Source organism: Streptomyces sp. NPDC028991, from assembly GCF_055564775.1.
The window spans coordinates 20393-37195 of sequence record NZ_JBVHVP010000028.1 but is presented as its reverse complement, the minus strand read 5'-3'; the positions used below and the strand labels follow the sequence as shown (position 1 = coordinate 37195).

Below are 16803 nucleotides of genomic sequence, written 5' to 3'. Positions count from 1 at the left end.
CGGGTGCGTGTGGGACTGCTGACCCGGGAGTACCCGCCGGACGTGTACGGCGGCGCGGGCGTCCACGTGGAGTTCCTCGCCCGGGAGCTCGCCCGCCTCGTCGACCTGGACGTGCACTGCTGGGGCGAGGGCCGCGCCGACGGCGTGCTGCGCCACCGGCCCTGGTCGGCGCTCGACGGCACCAACGACGCGCTGCGCACCTTCTCCGTGGACCTCGCCATGGCCGCCGCCCTCGAAGGCCGTGCACTGGTCCACTCCCACACCTGGTACGCGGCGCTCGGCGGCCACGTCGCCAAGCTCCTGCACGGCATCCCGCACGTGATGACCGCCCACTCCCTGGAGCCCCTGCGCCCCTGGAAGGCCGAGCAGCTCGGCGGCGGTTACGCGCTGTCCGGCTGGGCCGAGCGCACTGCCGTCGAGGCGGCCGACGCGGTGATTGCCGTGTCCGGCGCCATGCGCGAGGACGTGCTCGGCTGCTACCCGGCGCTGGACGCCTCCAGGGTCCACGTCGTGCACAACGGCATCGACACCGCCCTCTACCGGCCCGACCCCGGCACCGACGCCCTGGACCGGATCGGCCTGGACCGCTCCCGCCCGTACGTCCTGTTCGTCGGCCGCATCACCCGCCAGAAGGGCGTGCCGCACCTGCTGCGCGCGGTGCGGGACATCGACCCGGCCGCGCAGGTCGTGCTGTGCGCCGGTGCCCCGGACACCCCCGAGATCGACCAGGAGTTCCGCGAACTCTTCGCCGGACTGAGCCGCGCCCGCGAGGGCGTGCACTGGATCCCGCGCATGCTGCCGCGCCGGGAGGTGATCCAGCTCCTGACCCACGCCGCGGTCTTCGTCTGCCCCTCGGTGTACGAGCCCCTCGGCATCGTCAACCTGGAGGCGATGGCCTGCGGCACACCGGTCGTGGCCTCCCGGGTCGGCGGTATCCCCGAGGTCGTGGCGGACGGCGGGACCGGGGTACTCGTTCCCCGTGGCGGTGGCACGGACGACGGCGGGGACGACGACTTCGAGGCGGGCCTCGCCCGGGCCCTGGACTCCGTCCTCGGCGCCCCGGAGACCGCCCGGCGGATGGGAGAGGCGGGCCGGGAGCGCGCGGTGCGGGAGTTCGGCTGGGACGCCGTCGCCCGCCGCACGGTCCGGCTCTACGAGGAGATCCTCAAGCAGGCGTAGTACGAGGAGACCTCGAACAGGCTTAGGCCGCCCCGCCCCGGGGTGGCCGAGGGTGGACGAGGGTGAGGGGAGCGGCCATGCGTCGTGGAGGTCCTTCGGTACTCGGGATCGTGCTGGCGGGCGGAGAGGGCAAGCGACTGATGCCCCTGACCGCGGACCGCGCCAAACCCGCGGTCACCTTCGGTGGCACGTACCGGCTGGTCGACTTCGTACTGTCCAATCTGGTCAACGGCGACATCCTGCGGATCTGCGTGCTGACGCAGTACAAGTCGCACTCCCTGGACCGGCACATCACCACCACCTGGCGGATGTCCAGCCTGCTCGGCAACTACGTGACCCCCGTCCCCGCCCAGCAGCGCCTGGGCCCGCGCTGGTACCTGGGCAGCGCCGACGCCATCCTGCAGTCCCTGAACCTGGTGTACGACGAACGGCCCGAGTACGTCGTGGTCTTCGGCGCCGACCACGTGTACCGGATGGACCCGCGCCAGATGCTCAACCAGCACATCGAGTCCGGCGCCGGTGTGACCGTGGCCGGTATACGGGTCCCGCGCGCCGAGTCGCCGTCCTTCGGCGTGATCACGCCGGGCTCCGACGGGCAGACCGTCACCGGCTTCCTGGAGAAGCCCGCCGACCCTCCCGGGCTGGCCGACGACCCCGAGTGCGTCTTCGCCTCGATGGGCAACTACGTCTTCACCACCAAGGCCCTCATCGAGGCCCTGCAACGGGACGCGGAGGACGGGAACTCCGTCCACGACATGGGCGGCTCGATCCTGCCCCAGCTCACCGACCGGGGTGAGGCCGCGCTGTACGACTTCAGTGCCAACCACGTGCCCGGGGAGACCACCCGGGACCAGGGCTACTGGCGGGACGTCGGCACCCTCGACGCCTACTACGACGCCCACATGGACCTGATCGCCGAGCGGCCCGCGTTCAACCTCTACAACCGGGACTGGCCGATCTACACCCACTCCACCCAGCTCTCGCCCGCCCGCTTCAACGCCGGGGGCATCGCCAGCGAGTCGATCATCAGCGCGGGCTGCCTGATCCGCGGGCAGGTCACCCGCTCGGTGCTCTCGCCGGGCGTGGTGGTCGATCCGGGAGCGGTCGTGCAGGGCTCGGTGCTGCACGACAACGTGCACATCGGCCGGGGCGCGGTCGTGCGCGGGGCGGTGCTGGACAAGAACGTCGACGTGCCGCCGGGCGCGACGATCGGCGTCAACCCGGAGCGGGACGCCGAGCTTTACACCGTCTCCAGGGACGGCGTGATCGCGTTGGGCAAGGGGCAGCGGGTGCCGTAGCGGGCGGGTGAGGGCCCCGGGCCGCACCGTGTGCCCGGGGCTGTTGTCATGTCCCTGGACGCCAAGCGGAATCCGTGTTGTCATGCCTCTGCACCTCTGCTGTACATCGATGTATGACATCGATGTCCGGAACAACAGAGCCTGAGCCATCAGCCACCACCCGTTCTCGAGGAGAGGGTCAGTGCGCACCAAACGACTCAGAGACCGACTGGCATTACTGCTCGCCGCCGCACTCGGCGTCGCCGGACTCGCCGCCGTGCCCCACGCGAACGCGGCCGACGATGCCGCCGCCGAGATCCACGGCCTGAAGGGCGAGTACTACACCCAGTCCGCCCCCGGCGCCTTCGACTTCCATGAACTCAAGGCCACCGGCTTCGACCCGCAGGTCGACTTCAACACGCTGGAGCCGCGGCTGAACTTCGCCACCGGGCAGTCCGACGACGTCAGCGTCCGCTGGACCGGCAAAGTGGTGCCGGAGAAGACCGGCGCCCACACCTTCTCGATCATCGGCGACAACGGCTTCCGCCTCTGGATCGGCGGACAGCTCGCCATCGACCACTGGGTCGACGACTGGGACCGCGAACAGACGGCCCGGCCCATCGAGTTGACGGCCGGCGAGTCCTACGACATCAAGCTCGAGTACTTCGAGCACTACGGGGGGTCGAACCTCCACCTGCGCTGGACCGAGCCCGGCGGCGGCAAGGAGCCCGTCCCGCAGTCGGCGTTCCGCCTGCCCGACGGCTTCGACTACAACGGCGCGACGGCGACCACCGTCCAGGCCACCGGCCGCACCCTCAGGCTCGACTTCGCGAGCCCTCTCGCCGCGGCCCCCGCCGGCCTCGCCGACCACCTCGAAGCGGTGATCGGGGGCGCCAAGTGGCCCCTGGGCGAGGCCGAGGTCGACCCGGCCGACCCGACCGCCCTCCTCGTCGCGCTCGACCAGCCCGTCGTCGGCAACAAGGCCGGCGACGCCCCCGGCACCGCCGACGTCCGCTACGACGGGGACGGCGGCCTCACCGACACCGAGGGCAACGTTGTCAAGGCCTTCTGGAGCAGCGGCGGCAACCGGTCCACGTACGAGCTGCGCACCGACTGGGCCGAAGAGGTCGGCCCGGACAACGCCCACCCGGAGTACCCGCGCCCGCAGCTGACGCGGGACGCCTGGCGCAACCTCAACGGCCGCTGGCAGTTCGCCGCCGCCGAGGCGGGCGAGCAGCCGCCGGTGGGCAAGAACCTCAAGGAGCGTATCCTCGTCCCGTACCCGGTGGAGTCCCAGCTCTCCGGCATCCAGCGGCACGAGGACCGCATGTGGTACCGCCGGACCTTCACCGTGCCCCGCGACTGGCACATCGGCTCGGGCCAGCGGCTGAAGCTCAACTTCGGCGCCGTCGACTGGCAGTCCGAGGTGTACGTCAACGGCACCAAGGTCGCCGACCACAAGGGCGGCTACGACAAGTTCAGCGCCGACGTCACCGACGCGCTGAAGCCGGGCCGCACCCAGGAACTGATCGTCGGTGTCTACGACCCGACCGACGCGCGGGGCGCCGAGAACCCGCCGATCGGCAAGCAGAGCCTGGACCCGAGCGGCATCTGGTACACCCCCAGCTCCGGCATCTGGCAGACGGTCTGGATGGAGCCGGTCGCCCGGGACCACGTCGACTCCCTGAAGCTGACCCCGAACGTCGACGCGGGCACCCTGACCGTCGAGCCGAAGGGCGTGCGCGACGGCGTACGGGTCAAGGCGACGGCGTACGCCGGACACCGCAAGGTCGCCACGGCGAGCGGACGCACCGGCGAACCGCTGACCCTGAAGATCCACGACCCGCGCCTGTGGTCGCCCGACGACCCCTTCCTCTACGACCTCGAGGTCACCGTGGGGCACGACCGCGTCGAGAGCTACTTCGGGATGCGCTCCATAGCGGTCGAGAAGGTGAACGGCGTGCCGCGCACGATCCTCAACGGCGAACCGGTGTTCATGATGGCCACCCTCGACCAGGGCTTCTGGCCGGACGGCGTGCACACCGCCCCCACCGACGAGGCCCTCGCGTACGACCTGAAGCTGCACAAGCAGCTCGGCTTCAACTCCGTGCGCAAACACATCAAGGTCGAGCCGGACCGCTGGTTCTACTGGGCCGACAAGCTGGGCCTGCTGGTGTGGCAGGACATGCCCTCCATGACCCCGGGGGTGAACCCGGACGCCGCCTCCCGGGCCGAGTTCGAGCGTGAGATGAAGGAGATGATCGACGAACACATCAGCCACCCGTCGATCGTCATGTGGGTCACCTTCAACGAGGGCTGGGGCCAGTACGACATCAAGCGCGTCGCCGAGCAGGCCAAGGCCTGGGACCCGACCCGCCTCGTCAACAACCAGTCCGGCCTGAACCTCGGGGCCGACGGAGGCGCCGGCGACATCATGGACGAGCACGGCTATCCGAGCCCCGCGCTGCCGCCCTCCCCGGACGGCGAACGCGCCCTGGTCACCGGCGAGTACGGTGGCCTCGGTCTCGCGGTGCCCGGACACGCCTGGTCCGTGCAGCAGTCGTACGTCGACGTGGACCCCCAGACGTACACCGACGACTACCTCACCAAGCTCGACGAGGTACGCGCCCTGGTCTGCCGGGGCAGCAACGGCGCGGTCTACACCCAGATCTCGGACGTCGAGGGCGAGCTGAACGGCCTGACGACCTACGACCGCAAGGTCCTCAAGCCGGACGTCGAGCGGGTGAAGGCCGCCCACGAGGCCCTGATCCACGACGCGTCCCAGCCCACCCCCGCGGGCTGCCCGGCCGCCTGACACCCGGCGCCTGCGTGCCTGTGCGTGGCCGGGGTGGTGGCGGCGTCCGCGCCGCTCACCGCCCCGGCCACTCGTATCCTGTGCGCGCTCCGCTCCCAGGAGGCCCGTGACGACCGACGCTTCGCGCCCCATCGGGCCGCCGGGTCCACGGTCGGCCCGCAGCCGTCCGGGTGGGGTGCCTCCGCACGGGCGGCGCCGCCACCGCCCACCTGAGCACAGGCGCCCCATGAGTCCCCGCAGTCCCGCGACCCGCGCAGGAGCGTGACTTTAATCTGTTGTTAACTGTGCGTAGCTTGATCGTACTTGACCGTAATCGGCGGAGGGCGATTGACTGCTTGTCCACCCGTCGTCCATGCGTCGTCCTTGCGAGGCAAGCCCTTGACTGCCGATCCGCTCGCTCCCCTCGACCTGGCGTTCTGGAACATCGAGTCCGCCGAGCACCCCATGCACCTCGGCGCGCTCGGGGTCTTCTCGGCCGGCTCGTCCACCGCGGGCGCCCACGCGGCCGACCTGCTCGCCGCCCGCGCGCCCGCGGTGCCCGGACTGCGGATGCGGATCCGGGACACCTGGCAGCCGCCGCTCGCCCTGCGGCGGCCGTTCTCGTTCGGCGGCGCGGCCCGTGAGCCCGACCCCGGCTTCGACCCGCTCGACCACGTCCGGCTGCACGCCCCGACGACGGACTTCCACGCCCGGGCCGGCCGCCTCATGAGCCGCCCGCTGGGACGCGGCCGGCCGCCGTGGGAGGCGCATGTGCTGCCGGGCGCGGACGGCGCCTCCTTCGCCGTGCTGTTCAAGTTCCACCACGCCCTCGCCGACGGACTGCGGGCCCTGACCCTCGCGGCCGGGGTCCTCGACCCGATGGACCTCCCCGCGCCCCGGCCCCGCCCCGATCCCCCCACGCGCGGTCTCCTGCCGGACGTGCGCGGACTGCCGGAGAGGGTGCGCGGCGCCCTGTCCGACGCGGGCCGCGCCCTCGACATCGGCGCCGCCGCGGCCCTGTCCACCCTCGACGTGCGCTCCTCGGCCGCGCTGACCGCCAAGTCGTCCGGCACCCGGCGCACCGCGGGCGTGGCCATCGACCTCGACGACGTGCACCGCGTACGCAAGACCGTCGGCGGCACCGTCAACGACGTCCTGATCGCGGTCGTCGCCGGCGCCCTGCGCCACTGGCTGGACGAGCGCGGCGACGGCAGCGAGGGCGTCGCGCCGCGCGCCCTGATCCCCGTCTCCAAACGCCGCCCGCGCTCCGCCCACCCCCAGGGCAACCGGCTCTCCGGGTACCTGATGAGGCTTCCCGTCGGCGACCCCGACCCGCTGTCCCGGCTCGGCACGGTCCGCGCCGCCATGGACCGCAACAAGGACGCGGGGCCCGGCCGCGGCGCCGGTGCCGTCGCCCTGCTCGCCGAGCACGTCCCGGCGCTCGGCCACCGGCTCGGCGGGCCGCTGGTCGGCCAGGCCGCCCGGCTCTGGTTCGACATCCTGGTCACCAGCGTGCCCCTGCCCAGCCTCGGCCTGCGGCTCGGCGGCCACCCGCTCACCGAGGTCTACCCGCTGGCGCCGCTGGCCCCCGGCCACTCCCTGGCGGTGGCCGTCTCGACGTACCGCGGACAGGTCCACTACGGCCTGGTCGCCGACGCGAAGGCGGTGCCGGACCTCGACCGGTTCGCCCTGGCCCTGTCCGAGGAGGCGGAGACATTGCTCACCGCCTGCGGTCCCTGAGGCGAACGGGTTTGGCTCCGTGCCCCGGCGCTGAATAAAATCCGCTGTTCGAAAGCGGACGCGTCTCGGAGCGCCGCGACGGTGACCAGGGAACGGCAGCGGCGATGACGGTGACACAGGACGGTTCGGCGACCACGGACGAGGTGGCGCACGAATCCGGAGACGAAGCGGGGTACGGCCCCGGCATCGACCCGGAACGGCTCGCCGTCTGCCTGAGCGTGCTGGAGGAACTCGACGGACTCGACCTCGACCACCCGGACGCGATCCGGGTGCGCAGGGCCACCTCGCACATCTACCGGATGGTCAAGCAGCGCCGCCGCCAGGAGCGCCGGGCCGCCAAGACCGCCCACGACAAGGCGGTGACCGAGGCCACCGCCACCGGCTCCGCCGAGCGCATCGACGACGAGACCGAAGGCATCCTGCCCTCCTCCCGCACCGAGGAGGGCAGCATCGCCGGGATACTCCAGCGCCCCCGCTCCTGCTACATCTGCAAGCAGCGGTACGTCGAGGTCGACTACTTCTACCACCAGCTCTGCCAGAGCTGCGCGGCCGAGAACCGGGCCCGCCGCGACGCCCGCACCGACCTCACCGGCAAGCGCGCGCTGCTCACCGGCGGCCGGGCCAAGATCGGCATGTACATCGCGCTCAGGCTGCTGCGCGACGGGGCGCACACCACGATCACGACCCGCTTCCCCAAGGACGCCATCCGCCGTTTCAAGGCCATGGACGACTCCGCGGACTGGATCCACCGCCTGGAGGTCGTCGGCATCGACCTGCGCGACCCCGCCCAGGCCGTGGCCCTGGCCGAGCAGGTCACCGAGCAGGGCCCCCTCGACATCCTGATCAACAACGCCACCCAGACCGTGCGCCGCCTGCCCTCCGCGTACGCCGCGCTCGTCGAGGGGGAGAGCGCCCCGCTGCCCGCCGGTGAACTGCCGCCCCACCACGTCATCGGCGCCTTCGACTCGGGAGCGGTGGACGGACTGGCCGCGCTGCCCGTGGGCGGCACCGGGCTCGACGCGCAGAAGGTGGCCGACCTCGCGCTGGTCGCCGGCAACGCGAGTGTGGTCCGGCACCGGGAGGGCACCGCCATCGACGCGGGCGGCCTGGTCCCCGACGTCGTCGACAGCAACACCTGGGTCCAGACCATCGAACAGATCTCCCCGGTGGAACTGCTCGAGACCCAGCTGTGCAACTACACGTCGCCCTTCATCCTCATCAGCGCGCTGCGGCCGGCGATGGCCGAGGCCGCGCGCAAGGCGTCCGCGGGGCGCGCCTACGTCGTCAACGTCTCGGCGATGGAGGGCGTGTTCGCCCGCGGCTACAAGGGCGCGGGTCACCCGAACACCAACGCGGCCAAGGCCGCCATGAACATGGTGACGCGGACCAGTGCCCAGGAGATGTTCGACACCGACGGCATCCTGATGACCTCGGTCGACACCGGCTGGATCACCGACGAGCGTCCCCACTACGACAAGCTGCGTCTGGCCGATGCCGGATTCCACGCTCCGCTGGACCTGGTCGACGGCGCCGCCCGCGTCTACGACCCGATCGTGCGCGGAGAGGCGGGCGAGGACCTGTACGGCGTCTTCCTCAAGGACTACGCACCCGGCAAGTGGTGACGGGCCGGCCGGGCGGGCCGCGGTAGGCCGGACGGACGGACGGCGGCAGGCCGGGCGGACGGAGTGCAGACCGGGCGCCGTCGGCGGGGGAGGGGCAGACCGGACCCGTCGACGGGGTGCAGACCGGGCGCCGTCGGCGGGGGAGGGGCAGGCCGGGCCCGTCGACGGTGGCAGGCCGCGTCAACGCCGGTGAGCCGTCGGCCCGTCGGCGGTACACCCGCTGTCCGTCCGCGGGGCGCCGTCCGGCTCCGGGCCGGGCGCCGGTGTGCCCGGTGCGCCGGTCACGCGTACTTCGTGGTGCGACCCCGTACGGGTCCCCAAGGGCCTGCCGCCCGTCGGGGCACCGCGCGGCCTCCTTGATCTCGGGCACACCCAGGGCCTGTCCGGGGGCCTCAGTCGACGGCGCCGAGCCGCGAGTTCCGTGCCGCCGTCAGTTCCAGCACCGTGCGCCAGTCCTCGAGGACCCCGGCGTCGAAGACGGCGGTGCGGGCCTCCTCGTCCGCCTGGTGCAGGCTGAGCAGGTCGTCGTCGTGGGCCCACGCCTCCGGGTGGGCGTGCCGCCGCAGCAGGCGGGCGACGCGCGCCCCGAGCAGCGGCCGTACCGCGTCGGCGGTCCGGCCGGCCGGGTTGCCGGGCCACAGCAGCCGGCCCACGGGCGACACCAGGCCGGCGACCTGGAGCTCCTTGTCGGCGGGGCGGCGCCGGCGCAGCAGTGCGGCGGTCCGCAGCGCGTGCCCGTGCAGGTCCACCGGTCCGCTGCCGTGCTCGGCGGGGGACCGTTCGCCCCGGCAGGCGTACAGCAGGTCCATCAGCTCCTCGACGCTGCGCAGTTCCATGCCTCGGTCCTCCCACGAGACAGCCGTTGCCGACCCGCAGCAGACCATGGCGAGCTTGCGCCGCAGCCAACGGCAACTTAACTGCGCGACCCGTCGCCGCCGACTATGCCGCAGACACTCGAAGATACGGTCGGCGATGTGGGCCGAATGGGTGAGTTGCGCACGGTGCAGAAGCGGGTGAACCCGGGCAGGCCGGTGCCAACTACGCGCGGAGCGAAGGGCAATGGTTCCCCCATGTTTTGAGCCCCATAGAGCGCACCCCCGCTCATTTGGTTAATCTGGAGCGGACGGGCGACAGCACAGGGCACCAACCCACACCCAGGGTCCGTCATGGGACAAGCCGGTTCACAACGGCCTGCTCTCGCACGAGTAACCGGCGCCACCGCGTCCGAACTGCATTCGACTGAGACCCGAGCGGACGCCAGGTGCCGGACAGGAGACTGGCCGGAAGGCCCCGAGGGTGACCCGACACATAAGGAGTGCGCGGTGACACCGGAGACGACGACGAATCCAGAACAACGCCCCGAGGAACGCACCAAGCGTGCGGGCCGTCGGCCCGGAGAGATCGGCAGCCTCGACGTGTGGGCGCGGTCCGCCCCCATCCGTCTGGCGGGCTACGAGGAGGACCTCGCCGAGCCTCACATCCTGCCCAGCGTGGACTGACCCGCGGCGCCACCCGCGGGAGCCGGCGGACGCATGGGCGTGCGAGACTCACGCCCATGCTCATCAGGGAAGCGACGGCCGACGACTGGCCGCACATCTGGCCTTTCTGGCACCGCATCGTCGCGGCCGGCGAGACCTACGCCTGGGACCCGGACACGTCCGAGGAGGACGCCCGGGCCCTGTGGACGAACCCCGCCAAGCGCGTCTACGTCACCGAGGACGACACCGGCGCCGTCGTCGCCTCCGCCTACGTCACGCCCAACTACGGCGGCCCCGCCGACCGCATCGCCAACGCCGGCTTCATGGTCGACCCCGACCGGGCCGGCCGCGGCACCGGCCGGGCCCTGGCCGAACACGTACTGGCCGCCGCCAGGGCCGGCGGATACCGGGGGATGGTCTTCAACGCCGTCGTCGAGACCAACCCGGCGGTGAAACTCTGGACGTCCCTCGGCTTCACGATCCTGGGTACGGTGCCGGACGCCTTCGACCACCCGCGGCACGGGCGGGTCGGCCTGCACATCATGTACCGCGCCCTGTAGGCGCCGTTCAGGCCGGTGGGGCCGTCCGCCGCCAGGGGCGCAGCGCCTCGATCCGCCCCGCCAGCTCCAGCAGGGCCGCCTCCGACCCCGGGGGCCCGGCCAGTTGCACGGCGCAGGGGGCGCCCGAGGGCAGAGTGCCGAACGGCACCGTCATCGCGGGCCAGCCAGTCAGGTTCCACGGCGGAGTGAAGGGCGAGTACGCCGAGTTGGCCAGGATGTTTCGCAGCCATCCCCGCTCGTGCCAGGGCCCGGCCTTGAGGGAGCGGCGGGCCAGCGCCGGGGTGAGCAGGACGTCGTACTCGGCGAAGAACGGTGCCAGGCGCTCGCGCAGCGCGTTCCGGCCCTCGCCGGTGGCCACCGTGCGCACGAAACGCCGCCCCAGGGCCGCGTGCACCCGTGTGCGCCTGGCCAGCAGCCGCCGGTCCAGTTCCCGTGCGTCCACGGACGTGCCGGCCGTCCAGTGGGTCAGGGCGGTCAGACCCAGCGACGCCGGGTAGGACGGGTCCGCCCGCCGCACCTGGTGCCCCGCCTTCATCAGCACCCCGGCCGCCTCGCGGACGGCGTCGGCGTACGGGCGGGAGACGGCGACGCCGGCCAGGGGGCTGCGCAGGGAGGCGGCGACGCGGAGGGCGCCGGAGTCGTCGCGGCCCGGCGGCTCGCCGTCCGCGAGGACGGCGAGCATCAACCGCGCGTCCTCGACCGTCGTGGCCAGCGGCCCGTTCTCGGACATGCCGAACCAGCCGCCGTCGCCTGTCGCCGCCGGTACCACCCCGTGGCCCGGCTTGATGGTGACGAGACCGCAGTTGGCCGCCGGTATGCGCAGCGAGCCCATGCCGTCGTTGCCGAGCGCGACCGGTACCATCCCGGCGGCGACCGCGGCCGCGCTGCCGCCCGACGAACCGCCCGCCGTGCGGGCCGGGTCCCACGGATTGCGGGCGGTGCCGTGCACGCCGTCCGTGGTGCCGAACACGCACAGCTCGGGCACGTTCGTCAGTCCCACCACGACCGCGCCGGCCGCCCGCAGGCGGGCAACGGTGACGTGGTCGGCCACGGCGGGCGTGTCCGGCGTCGCGGCGGAGCCGTTGCGCGTGGACTCACCACGCACCGCCAGATTGTCCTTGACCGCCACCGGCACGCCGGCCAGCGGCAGTTCACCCAGATCCCCCCGGGCGCCGACCTCCTCGGCCTCGGCGAGCGCCGCTCGGGCGCGCACGGCACGGAAGGCGCCGACGCGGCCGTCGAGCCGCTCGATCCGAGCCAGATGCTCCGCCGCCACCTCACGGGGTGTGGCCCGCTTCTCGCGTACGGCGGCGGCGATCTCGACGGCGGTGCGGCCGGCCCAGTCGGTCACGGAAGGCTCCCAGGGATGGCGGTGAGACGGGATTACTGGCGAGTACGAAGGATGCACTCTGCCCGCCCGGAGGCCTCCACGTCGAGAGCTCGGACCCGCCGACCGCACCGTTCACGCCGAGCGGTCCGAGTCCTGCCGCCCGAGGCCGATGGCTCCTGGCCTGACCGCCCCGAGGCCGACCGCCCCAGGCCCCGACGGTCCGAGCCTTGCCGCCCCGAGGCCGACCGCCCCAGGCCCTGACGGTCCGAGCCCTGCCGCCCCGAGGCCGACCGCCCCCGGGCCCCGACGGTCTGAGCCCTGCCGCCCCGGGCCCGACCGCCCCAAGGGGCCCCGACCACCCCGCCGCAGGCCCGGCCGTTCCCTTCAGGTCAACCGTTCCCTTCAGGTCAACCGTGCCGGCCCCGTGCTGTCCCGTTCGATCAGTCGTGGCACCGGTACCCGCACCGTCCGTGCCGGGCCGCCGTCCAGCAGGGCGGTCAGTTCCGTCGCCGCCGTGCGGCCGAACTCCACGCTGTCCCGGGACAGCGCGGACAGCCAGGGCTTGACCATGCGGCACAGCGCCGAGTCCTCCCAGGCCACCACGGACACGTCCGCCGGTACGGAGAAGCCGAGTTCGGCCGCGGCGGCGACCCCGGCGACGGCCATCACGTCGTTGTCGTAGATCAGGGCGGTCGGCGGAGCGGGGGCCTCCAGGACCCGACGGGTGACGGCGGCGCCCTCCGCGTCGGAGTAGTCGGTGGTCACCGACTGCACCTCGGACAGGCCGCAGCGTTCCGCCTCGGCGCGCAGGGCCCGGATGCGGCGCTCGGTGTGGGCGAGGCCCGGCAGCCCGGCGATGTGCACGATCCGCCGGTGGCCGAGTGCGTGCAGCCCGTCCACCAGCGCGGCCATGGCGCCCGCGTCGTCCGCCCACACCGACGACAGGCCCGGGTGGCGTTCGTCGGGGGCCCCGCCGATCAGCACGGCGGGCAGACCGAGTTCGTCGAGCAGGTCCGGGCGCGGGTCGTCCGTGCGCGGGTCGACCACCAGGACGCCGTCCACGCGGTGCTCGGCCCACCAGCGCCGGTAGACCGCGCACTCGTCCTCGACGTCCTGCGCGACCTGGAACAGCAGGCCGAGATGACGCCGTGCCAGGACCTCCTGGATGCCGGAGACCAGTTGCAGGAAGAAGGAGTCCACGCCGAGGGTGTGCGCGGGCCGTGCCAGCACGAAGCCGACCGTCGCCGCGCCCTCCCCGGACAGTGCGCGGGCCGCCGTACTGGGCCGCCAGCCGAGCTGCTCGGCCACCCGGCGCACCCGGTCCCGGGTGATCTCGGAGACCCCCGGCCGGTCGTTCAGCGCGAAGGAGACCGCGCTCTCGGAGACCCCGGCCCGCCGTGCGATGTCCTTCATCGTCGGCCGGCGCGCGGCAGGCCGCTTGGCCGGCATGCGCGCCCCTTTCCTCGGTGCGTGAGTTGAAGCGCGAGCTAAAGCGCTTGAGTGAAGTGATCCTAAAGCGCATTAGCAGTTCGTGGCAAGTCGTTGCCCGCACTCGCTCTGACCTGGACTAATGCTGTTCAACTGGCTTTAGTTCCACTGAATCCATTGACTTTCCGGGAACCCGCCGTGCATGGTCGCTGGCATCCAGCCGCCGACGTCCTTCAGGGAGACGTGTCACCGTGCCCACATCGCGCAGAAGCTTCGCTGTCGCAGCCGTAGCCGCCCTCGTCCTGCCGCTCGGCGCTTGCGGGTCGGGAGGGGACGGCGGCTCCTCCGACGCCTCCGGCAAGGTCGAGGGCGACATCACCTTCCAGACCTGGAACCTGCGGGCGAACTTCAAGCCGTACTTCGAGGACCTGATCGCGGACTTCGAGAAGAAGTACCCCGGCACCCACGTCAAGTGGATCGACCAGCCCGCCGAGGGCTACGCCGACAAGATCAGCGCCGACGCCGCCGGCGGCACCCTGGCCGATGTCGTCAACGTCTCTCCGGACCTCGCCGCCCCGCTCGCCCAGGCCGGGCTCGCCCTCGATCTGGACAAGGCCGCGGGGCAGTACAAGAAGGAGTACCTGGAGGCCGCCTGGGCCAGCCAGCAGGTACCGGGCCTGGAAGGGACCTACGCGTTCCCCTGGTACCTCAACACCGGCCCGCTCTTCTACAACAAGTCCCTGTTCGAGAAGGCCGGTCTCGACGCCGACAAGCCGCCGACGACCTACGACGAACTCTTCGACACCGCCCTGAAGCTCGCCCGGAAGACCGACGGCGAGGTGGCCACGCTCGCCAACGTGCCCACCATCGAGGACTTCGGCCGCTACGGCGTCCCGCTGATGAACGAGGAGGGCACGGCCTTCGCGTTCGACGACGCCAAGGGCGTCGAACTCCTCACCCGCTACAAGGAGCTGTACGACGCCGGCGGCCTGGACTCGCAGGCGCTGACGGCCACGCCGGAGTCGTCCGGGAAGAAGTTCCTGACCGGCGCGGTCGCCATGAACCCCGGCAGCGCGCTCGACCTCGCCAACTTCAAGAAGCAGGCCCCGAGCCTGTACGAGAACATCGGCATCACCGACCAGATCACCAGCACCGGCCACGTCAACATGTACGTGATGGGCCTGCTGGTGAACTCCCGCAGTGAGCGCAAGCCCGCCGCGGTGGCCTTCGCCCGCTTCGTCACCGACGCCGCTCACCAGATGTCGTTCGCGAAGCAGGTCGCCGTCTTCCCCAGCAGCGCCGGCTCGCTGGACGACCCGTACTTCACCAAGGAGGACGGGACCGACGAGACCCGGGTCCGGGTGGCCGCCGCCAAGTCGCTGAAGACCGCGGTCAACTACACGCCAGTGCTCTTCAGCGAGCAGATGAAGACCGAGCTGCGCAACGAGGTCGCCAAGGCGCTCCAGGGCAAGCAGAGCCCCGAAGAAGCTCTTGACAACGCTGTCAAGGCCTGTGACCGGCTCCTGAAGCAGCAGGGCTGAGGGTCATGGCGAGTTCCACCGCGCCCTCCGGCACACGCCGTGTGCGGCGCCAGCTGCCCGCCAGCCCCTGGCTGTTCGCCGCTCCCGGACTGCTGATCGCCGGCGCGTTCATCCTCTACCCGTTCGTCTCGACGCTGGTCAACTCCTTCACCGACCGCCGCACCCTGGTCCCGGGTGAGTTCGTGGGCCTCGCCAACTTCCGCGAGCTGCTGAACGACGACATGTTCTGGATCGGCCTGCGCAACAGCACGCTGTACGTCCTCGGGGTCGTACCCGCGCTCGTTCTGCTGCCCCTGCTGCTCGCGATGCTCGTGCAGAAGACCATCCCCGGCATCACCTTCTTCCGGTCCGCCTTCTACACCCCGGTCGTCGCCTCGATCGTCGTCGTCGGACTGATCTGGGTGTGGATGCTGGACGAGCGCGGGCTGGTCAACTCGGTGCTGGAGACCATCGGCGTCGGCCGGATCGGCTTCCTCAGCGACCAGTGGCTGATCCTGCTCAGCGCCATGGCCGTCACGGTCTGGAAGGGCCTCGGCTACTACATGATCATCTACTTGGCGGCGCTGGCCAACGTCCCCCGCGAACTGCACGAGGCCGCCGCCGTGGACGGAGCGGGCGCCCTGCGCCGCTTCGTCACCGTCACCGTGCCCGCGGTGCGCTCCACCATGGTCCTCGTCGCGGCCCTCGCCTCGGTCGCCGCGTTCAAGGTGTTCTCCGAGGTGTACCTGATGGCCGGCCCGGACGGCGGACCGGCGGGCGAGGACACCACCCTCGTCATGCTCGTCCAGCGCACCGGCACCGGCCTGACCGGCCGCGTCGGCTACGCCTCGGCCATCTCCGTCGTCGTCTTCGTCGTCACCCTCGTCCTGATGCTGCTCGTACTGCGCGCCGACCGGAAGGAGGAGTCGTGAGCGTCCTGGAGAAGGTCCGGCCAGCCCCGAAACGGCCGGCCCCGGCCCCGGCCCGGGAACCCCGGATCACCGACCAGAACGGCCGACGGGTACGCGTCTGGGAACTCGTCCTGCGCTACCTGCTCCTGCTCGGCGTGCTGGCCCTGACCATCGGCCCGTTCGTGTGGCAGCTGTCGACCTCGCTGAAGGGCCCGACGGAGGACATCTTCAGCTCCCCGCCGAAGTTCCTGCCCGCCGAGCCCACCCTGCACAACTACGAGCGGGTCGCCGAGACCATCCCCGTCTGGGACTACGCGCTGAACTCGCTGAAGGTCGCCGTCGCCAACGTGGTGACCAACTGCGTCGGCGCCGCGCTCGCGGGCTACGCCCTGGCCCGGCTGCGCTACCGCGGCCGCCGCGTCGCCACTCTGGTCTTCATCCTGACCATGCTCGTCCCGGTGGAGGGCATCATCATCGCCCAGTTCACCACCATGCGGGAGCTCGGCCTCAACAACACCCTGGTCGGCGTCCTGCTGCCCGGCTGCGTCAGCGCCCTCAACGTCCTGCTGATGCGCAACGCCTTCCTCAACCTCCCCTACGAGATCGAGGAGGCGGCCTACGTCGACGGCGCCAACGTCTGGCAGCGGTTCGTGCGCATCGCCCTGCCCGCCGTGAAGGGCACCCTGGCGGTCGTCGCGATCTTCGCCTTCATGGGAGCCTGGGACGACTTCCTGTGGCCGCTGATCGTGCTGAGCGACCCGTCCAACTTCACGCTCACCATCGGCCTCAACTACCTGCACGGCACCTTCGCCAACGACGAACGCCTCGTCGCCGCGGGCACGATCATCGCCGTGGCGCCGCTCATCGTCCTCTTCGCCTGCCTCCAGCGGTACTTCTTCCGCGGGGTCGGCGAGGGCGCCGTCAAGGGCTGATCCACCCACTTCCCCTGCCTCAGGGCTGCTCC

13 protein-coding genes are annotated in these 16803 nt (G+C 71.8%); 10 read left to right on the top strand and 3 right to left on the bottom strand.

Annotated elements, in window-relative coordinates; genetic code table 11:
- Window positions 1–3: 3 nt before the first annotated feature.
- The 5 genes from glgA to ACZ4V1_RS32015 all read left to right on the top strand — a co-directional run bounded on the left by glgA (window position 4) and on the right by ACZ4V1_RS32015 (window position 8612).
- A complete protein-coding gene (gene glgA / locus ACZ4V1_RS32035; protein ID WP_468343422.1) occupies window positions 4–1179 on the top strand; it encodes a glycogen synthase in 1176 nt (391 codons plus the stop codon).
- A 77-nt stretch (window positions 1180–1256) separates the two neighbouring features.
- On the top strand, window positions 1257–2477 hold the full coding sequence (gene glgC / locus ACZ4V1_RS32030) for a glucose-1-phosphate adenylyltransferase (RefSeq protein WP_468343349.1): 1221 nt from the start codon (window positions 1257–1259) through the stop codon (window positions 2475–2477).
- A gap of 181 nt (window positions 2478–2658) precedes the next feature.
- Window positions 2659–5271: a PA14 domain-containing protein gene (locus tag ACZ4V1_RS32025; RefSeq protein WP_468343346.1), complete on the top strand. Its 2613-nt coding sequence runs from the start codon at window positions 2659–2661 to the stop codon at window positions 5269–5271.
- Window positions 5272–5649: 378 nt separating this feature from the next.
- Complete coding sequence (locus tag ACZ4V1_RS32020; RefSeq protein ID WP_468343343.1) at window positions 5650–6990, top strand: wax ester/triacylglycerol synthase family O-acyltransferase; 1341 nt, start codon at window positions 5650–5652, stop codon at window positions 6988–6990.
- Window positions 6991–7094: 104 nt separating this feature from the next.
- Window positions 7095–8612 (top strand): SDR family NAD(P)-dependent oxidoreductase, encoded by a 1518-nt coding sequence (locus tag ACZ4V1_RS32015; RefSeq protein ID WP_468343340.1) that lies wholly within the window; start codon window positions 7095–7097, stop codon window positions 8610–8612.
- A 392-nt stretch (window positions 8613–9004) separates the two neighbouring features.
- Here the strand turns inward: ACZ4V1_RS32015 and ACZ4V1_RS32010 are convergent, their stop codons facing one another.
- Window positions 9005–9448 carry a hypothetical protein gene (locus ACZ4V1_RS32010; RefSeq protein WP_468343337.1) on the bottom strand — a complete coding sequence of 148 codons (444 nt, stop codon included), beginning with the start codon at window positions 9446–9448 and terminating at the stop codon, window positions 9005–9007.
- 486 nt (window positions 9449–9934) lie between these two features.
- On the opposite strand from ACZ4V1_RS32010, the gene ACZ4V1_RS32005 reads away from it, so the two are divergent.
- The gene (locus tag ACZ4V1_RS32005) at window positions 9935–10111 is read left to right on the top strand and encodes a hypothetical protein (RefSeq protein WP_468343334.1); all 177 of its coding nucleotides are present in this window, start codon (window positions 9935–9937) and stop codon (window positions 10109–10111) included.
- Window positions 10112–10167: 56 nt separating this feature from the next.
- The gene (locus ACZ4V1_RS32000; RefSeq protein WP_468343331.1) at window positions 10168–10650 is read left to right on the top strand and encodes a GNAT family N-acetyltransferase; all 483 of its coding nucleotides are present in this window, start codon (window positions 10168–10170) and stop codon (window positions 10648–10650) included.
- Window positions 10651–10657: 7 nt separating this feature from the next.
- Here ACZ4V1_RS32000 and ACZ4V1_RS31995 read toward each other — a convergent pair whose 3' ends face one another.
- Both ACZ4V1_RS31995 and ACZ4V1_RS31990 read right to left on the bottom strand, forming a co-directional pair.
- Window positions 10658–12001 carry an amidase gene (locus tag ACZ4V1_RS31995; protein WP_468343328.1) on the bottom strand — a complete coding sequence of 448 codons (1344 nt, stop codon included), beginning with the start codon at window positions 11999–12001 and terminating at the stop codon, window positions 10658–10660.
- Between the two features lie 381 nt (window positions 12002–12382).
- The gene (locus ACZ4V1_RS31990) at window positions 12383–13429 is read right to left on the bottom strand and encodes a LacI family DNA-binding transcriptional regulator (RefSeq protein ID WP_468343325.1); all 1047 of its coding nucleotides are present in this window, start codon (window positions 13427–13429) and stop codon (window positions 12383–12385) included.
- 230 nt (window positions 13430–13659) lie between these two features.
- On the opposite strand from ACZ4V1_RS31990, the gene ACZ4V1_RS31985 reads away from it, so the two are divergent.
- From ACZ4V1_RS31985 to ACZ4V1_RS31975, 3 genes are read left to right on the top strand one after another with little or no spacing between them, the layout of a single operon-like run.
- The gene (locus ACZ4V1_RS31985; RefSeq protein ID WP_468343322.1) at window positions 13660–14949 is read left to right on the top strand and encodes an extracellular solute-binding protein; all 1290 of its coding nucleotides are present in this window, start codon (window positions 13660–13662) and stop codon (window positions 14947–14949) included.
- Window positions 14950–14954: 5 nt separating this feature from the next.
- Window positions 14955–15860 (top strand): carbohydrate ABC transporter permease, encoded by a 906-nt coding sequence (locus ACZ4V1_RS31980; protein ID WP_468343319.1) that lies wholly within the window; start codon window positions 14955–14957, stop codon window positions 15858–15860.
- Entirely contained in the window at window positions 15857–16771 is a 915-nt protein-coding gene (locus ACZ4V1_RS31975) for a carbohydrate ABC transporter permease (protein WP_468343316.1), read from the top strand. The genes ACZ4V1_RS31980 and ACZ4V1_RS31975 overlap by 4 nt, the downstream gene beginning before the upstream one ends.
- The last annotated feature ends 32 nt before the right edge of the window (window positions 16772–16803 follow it).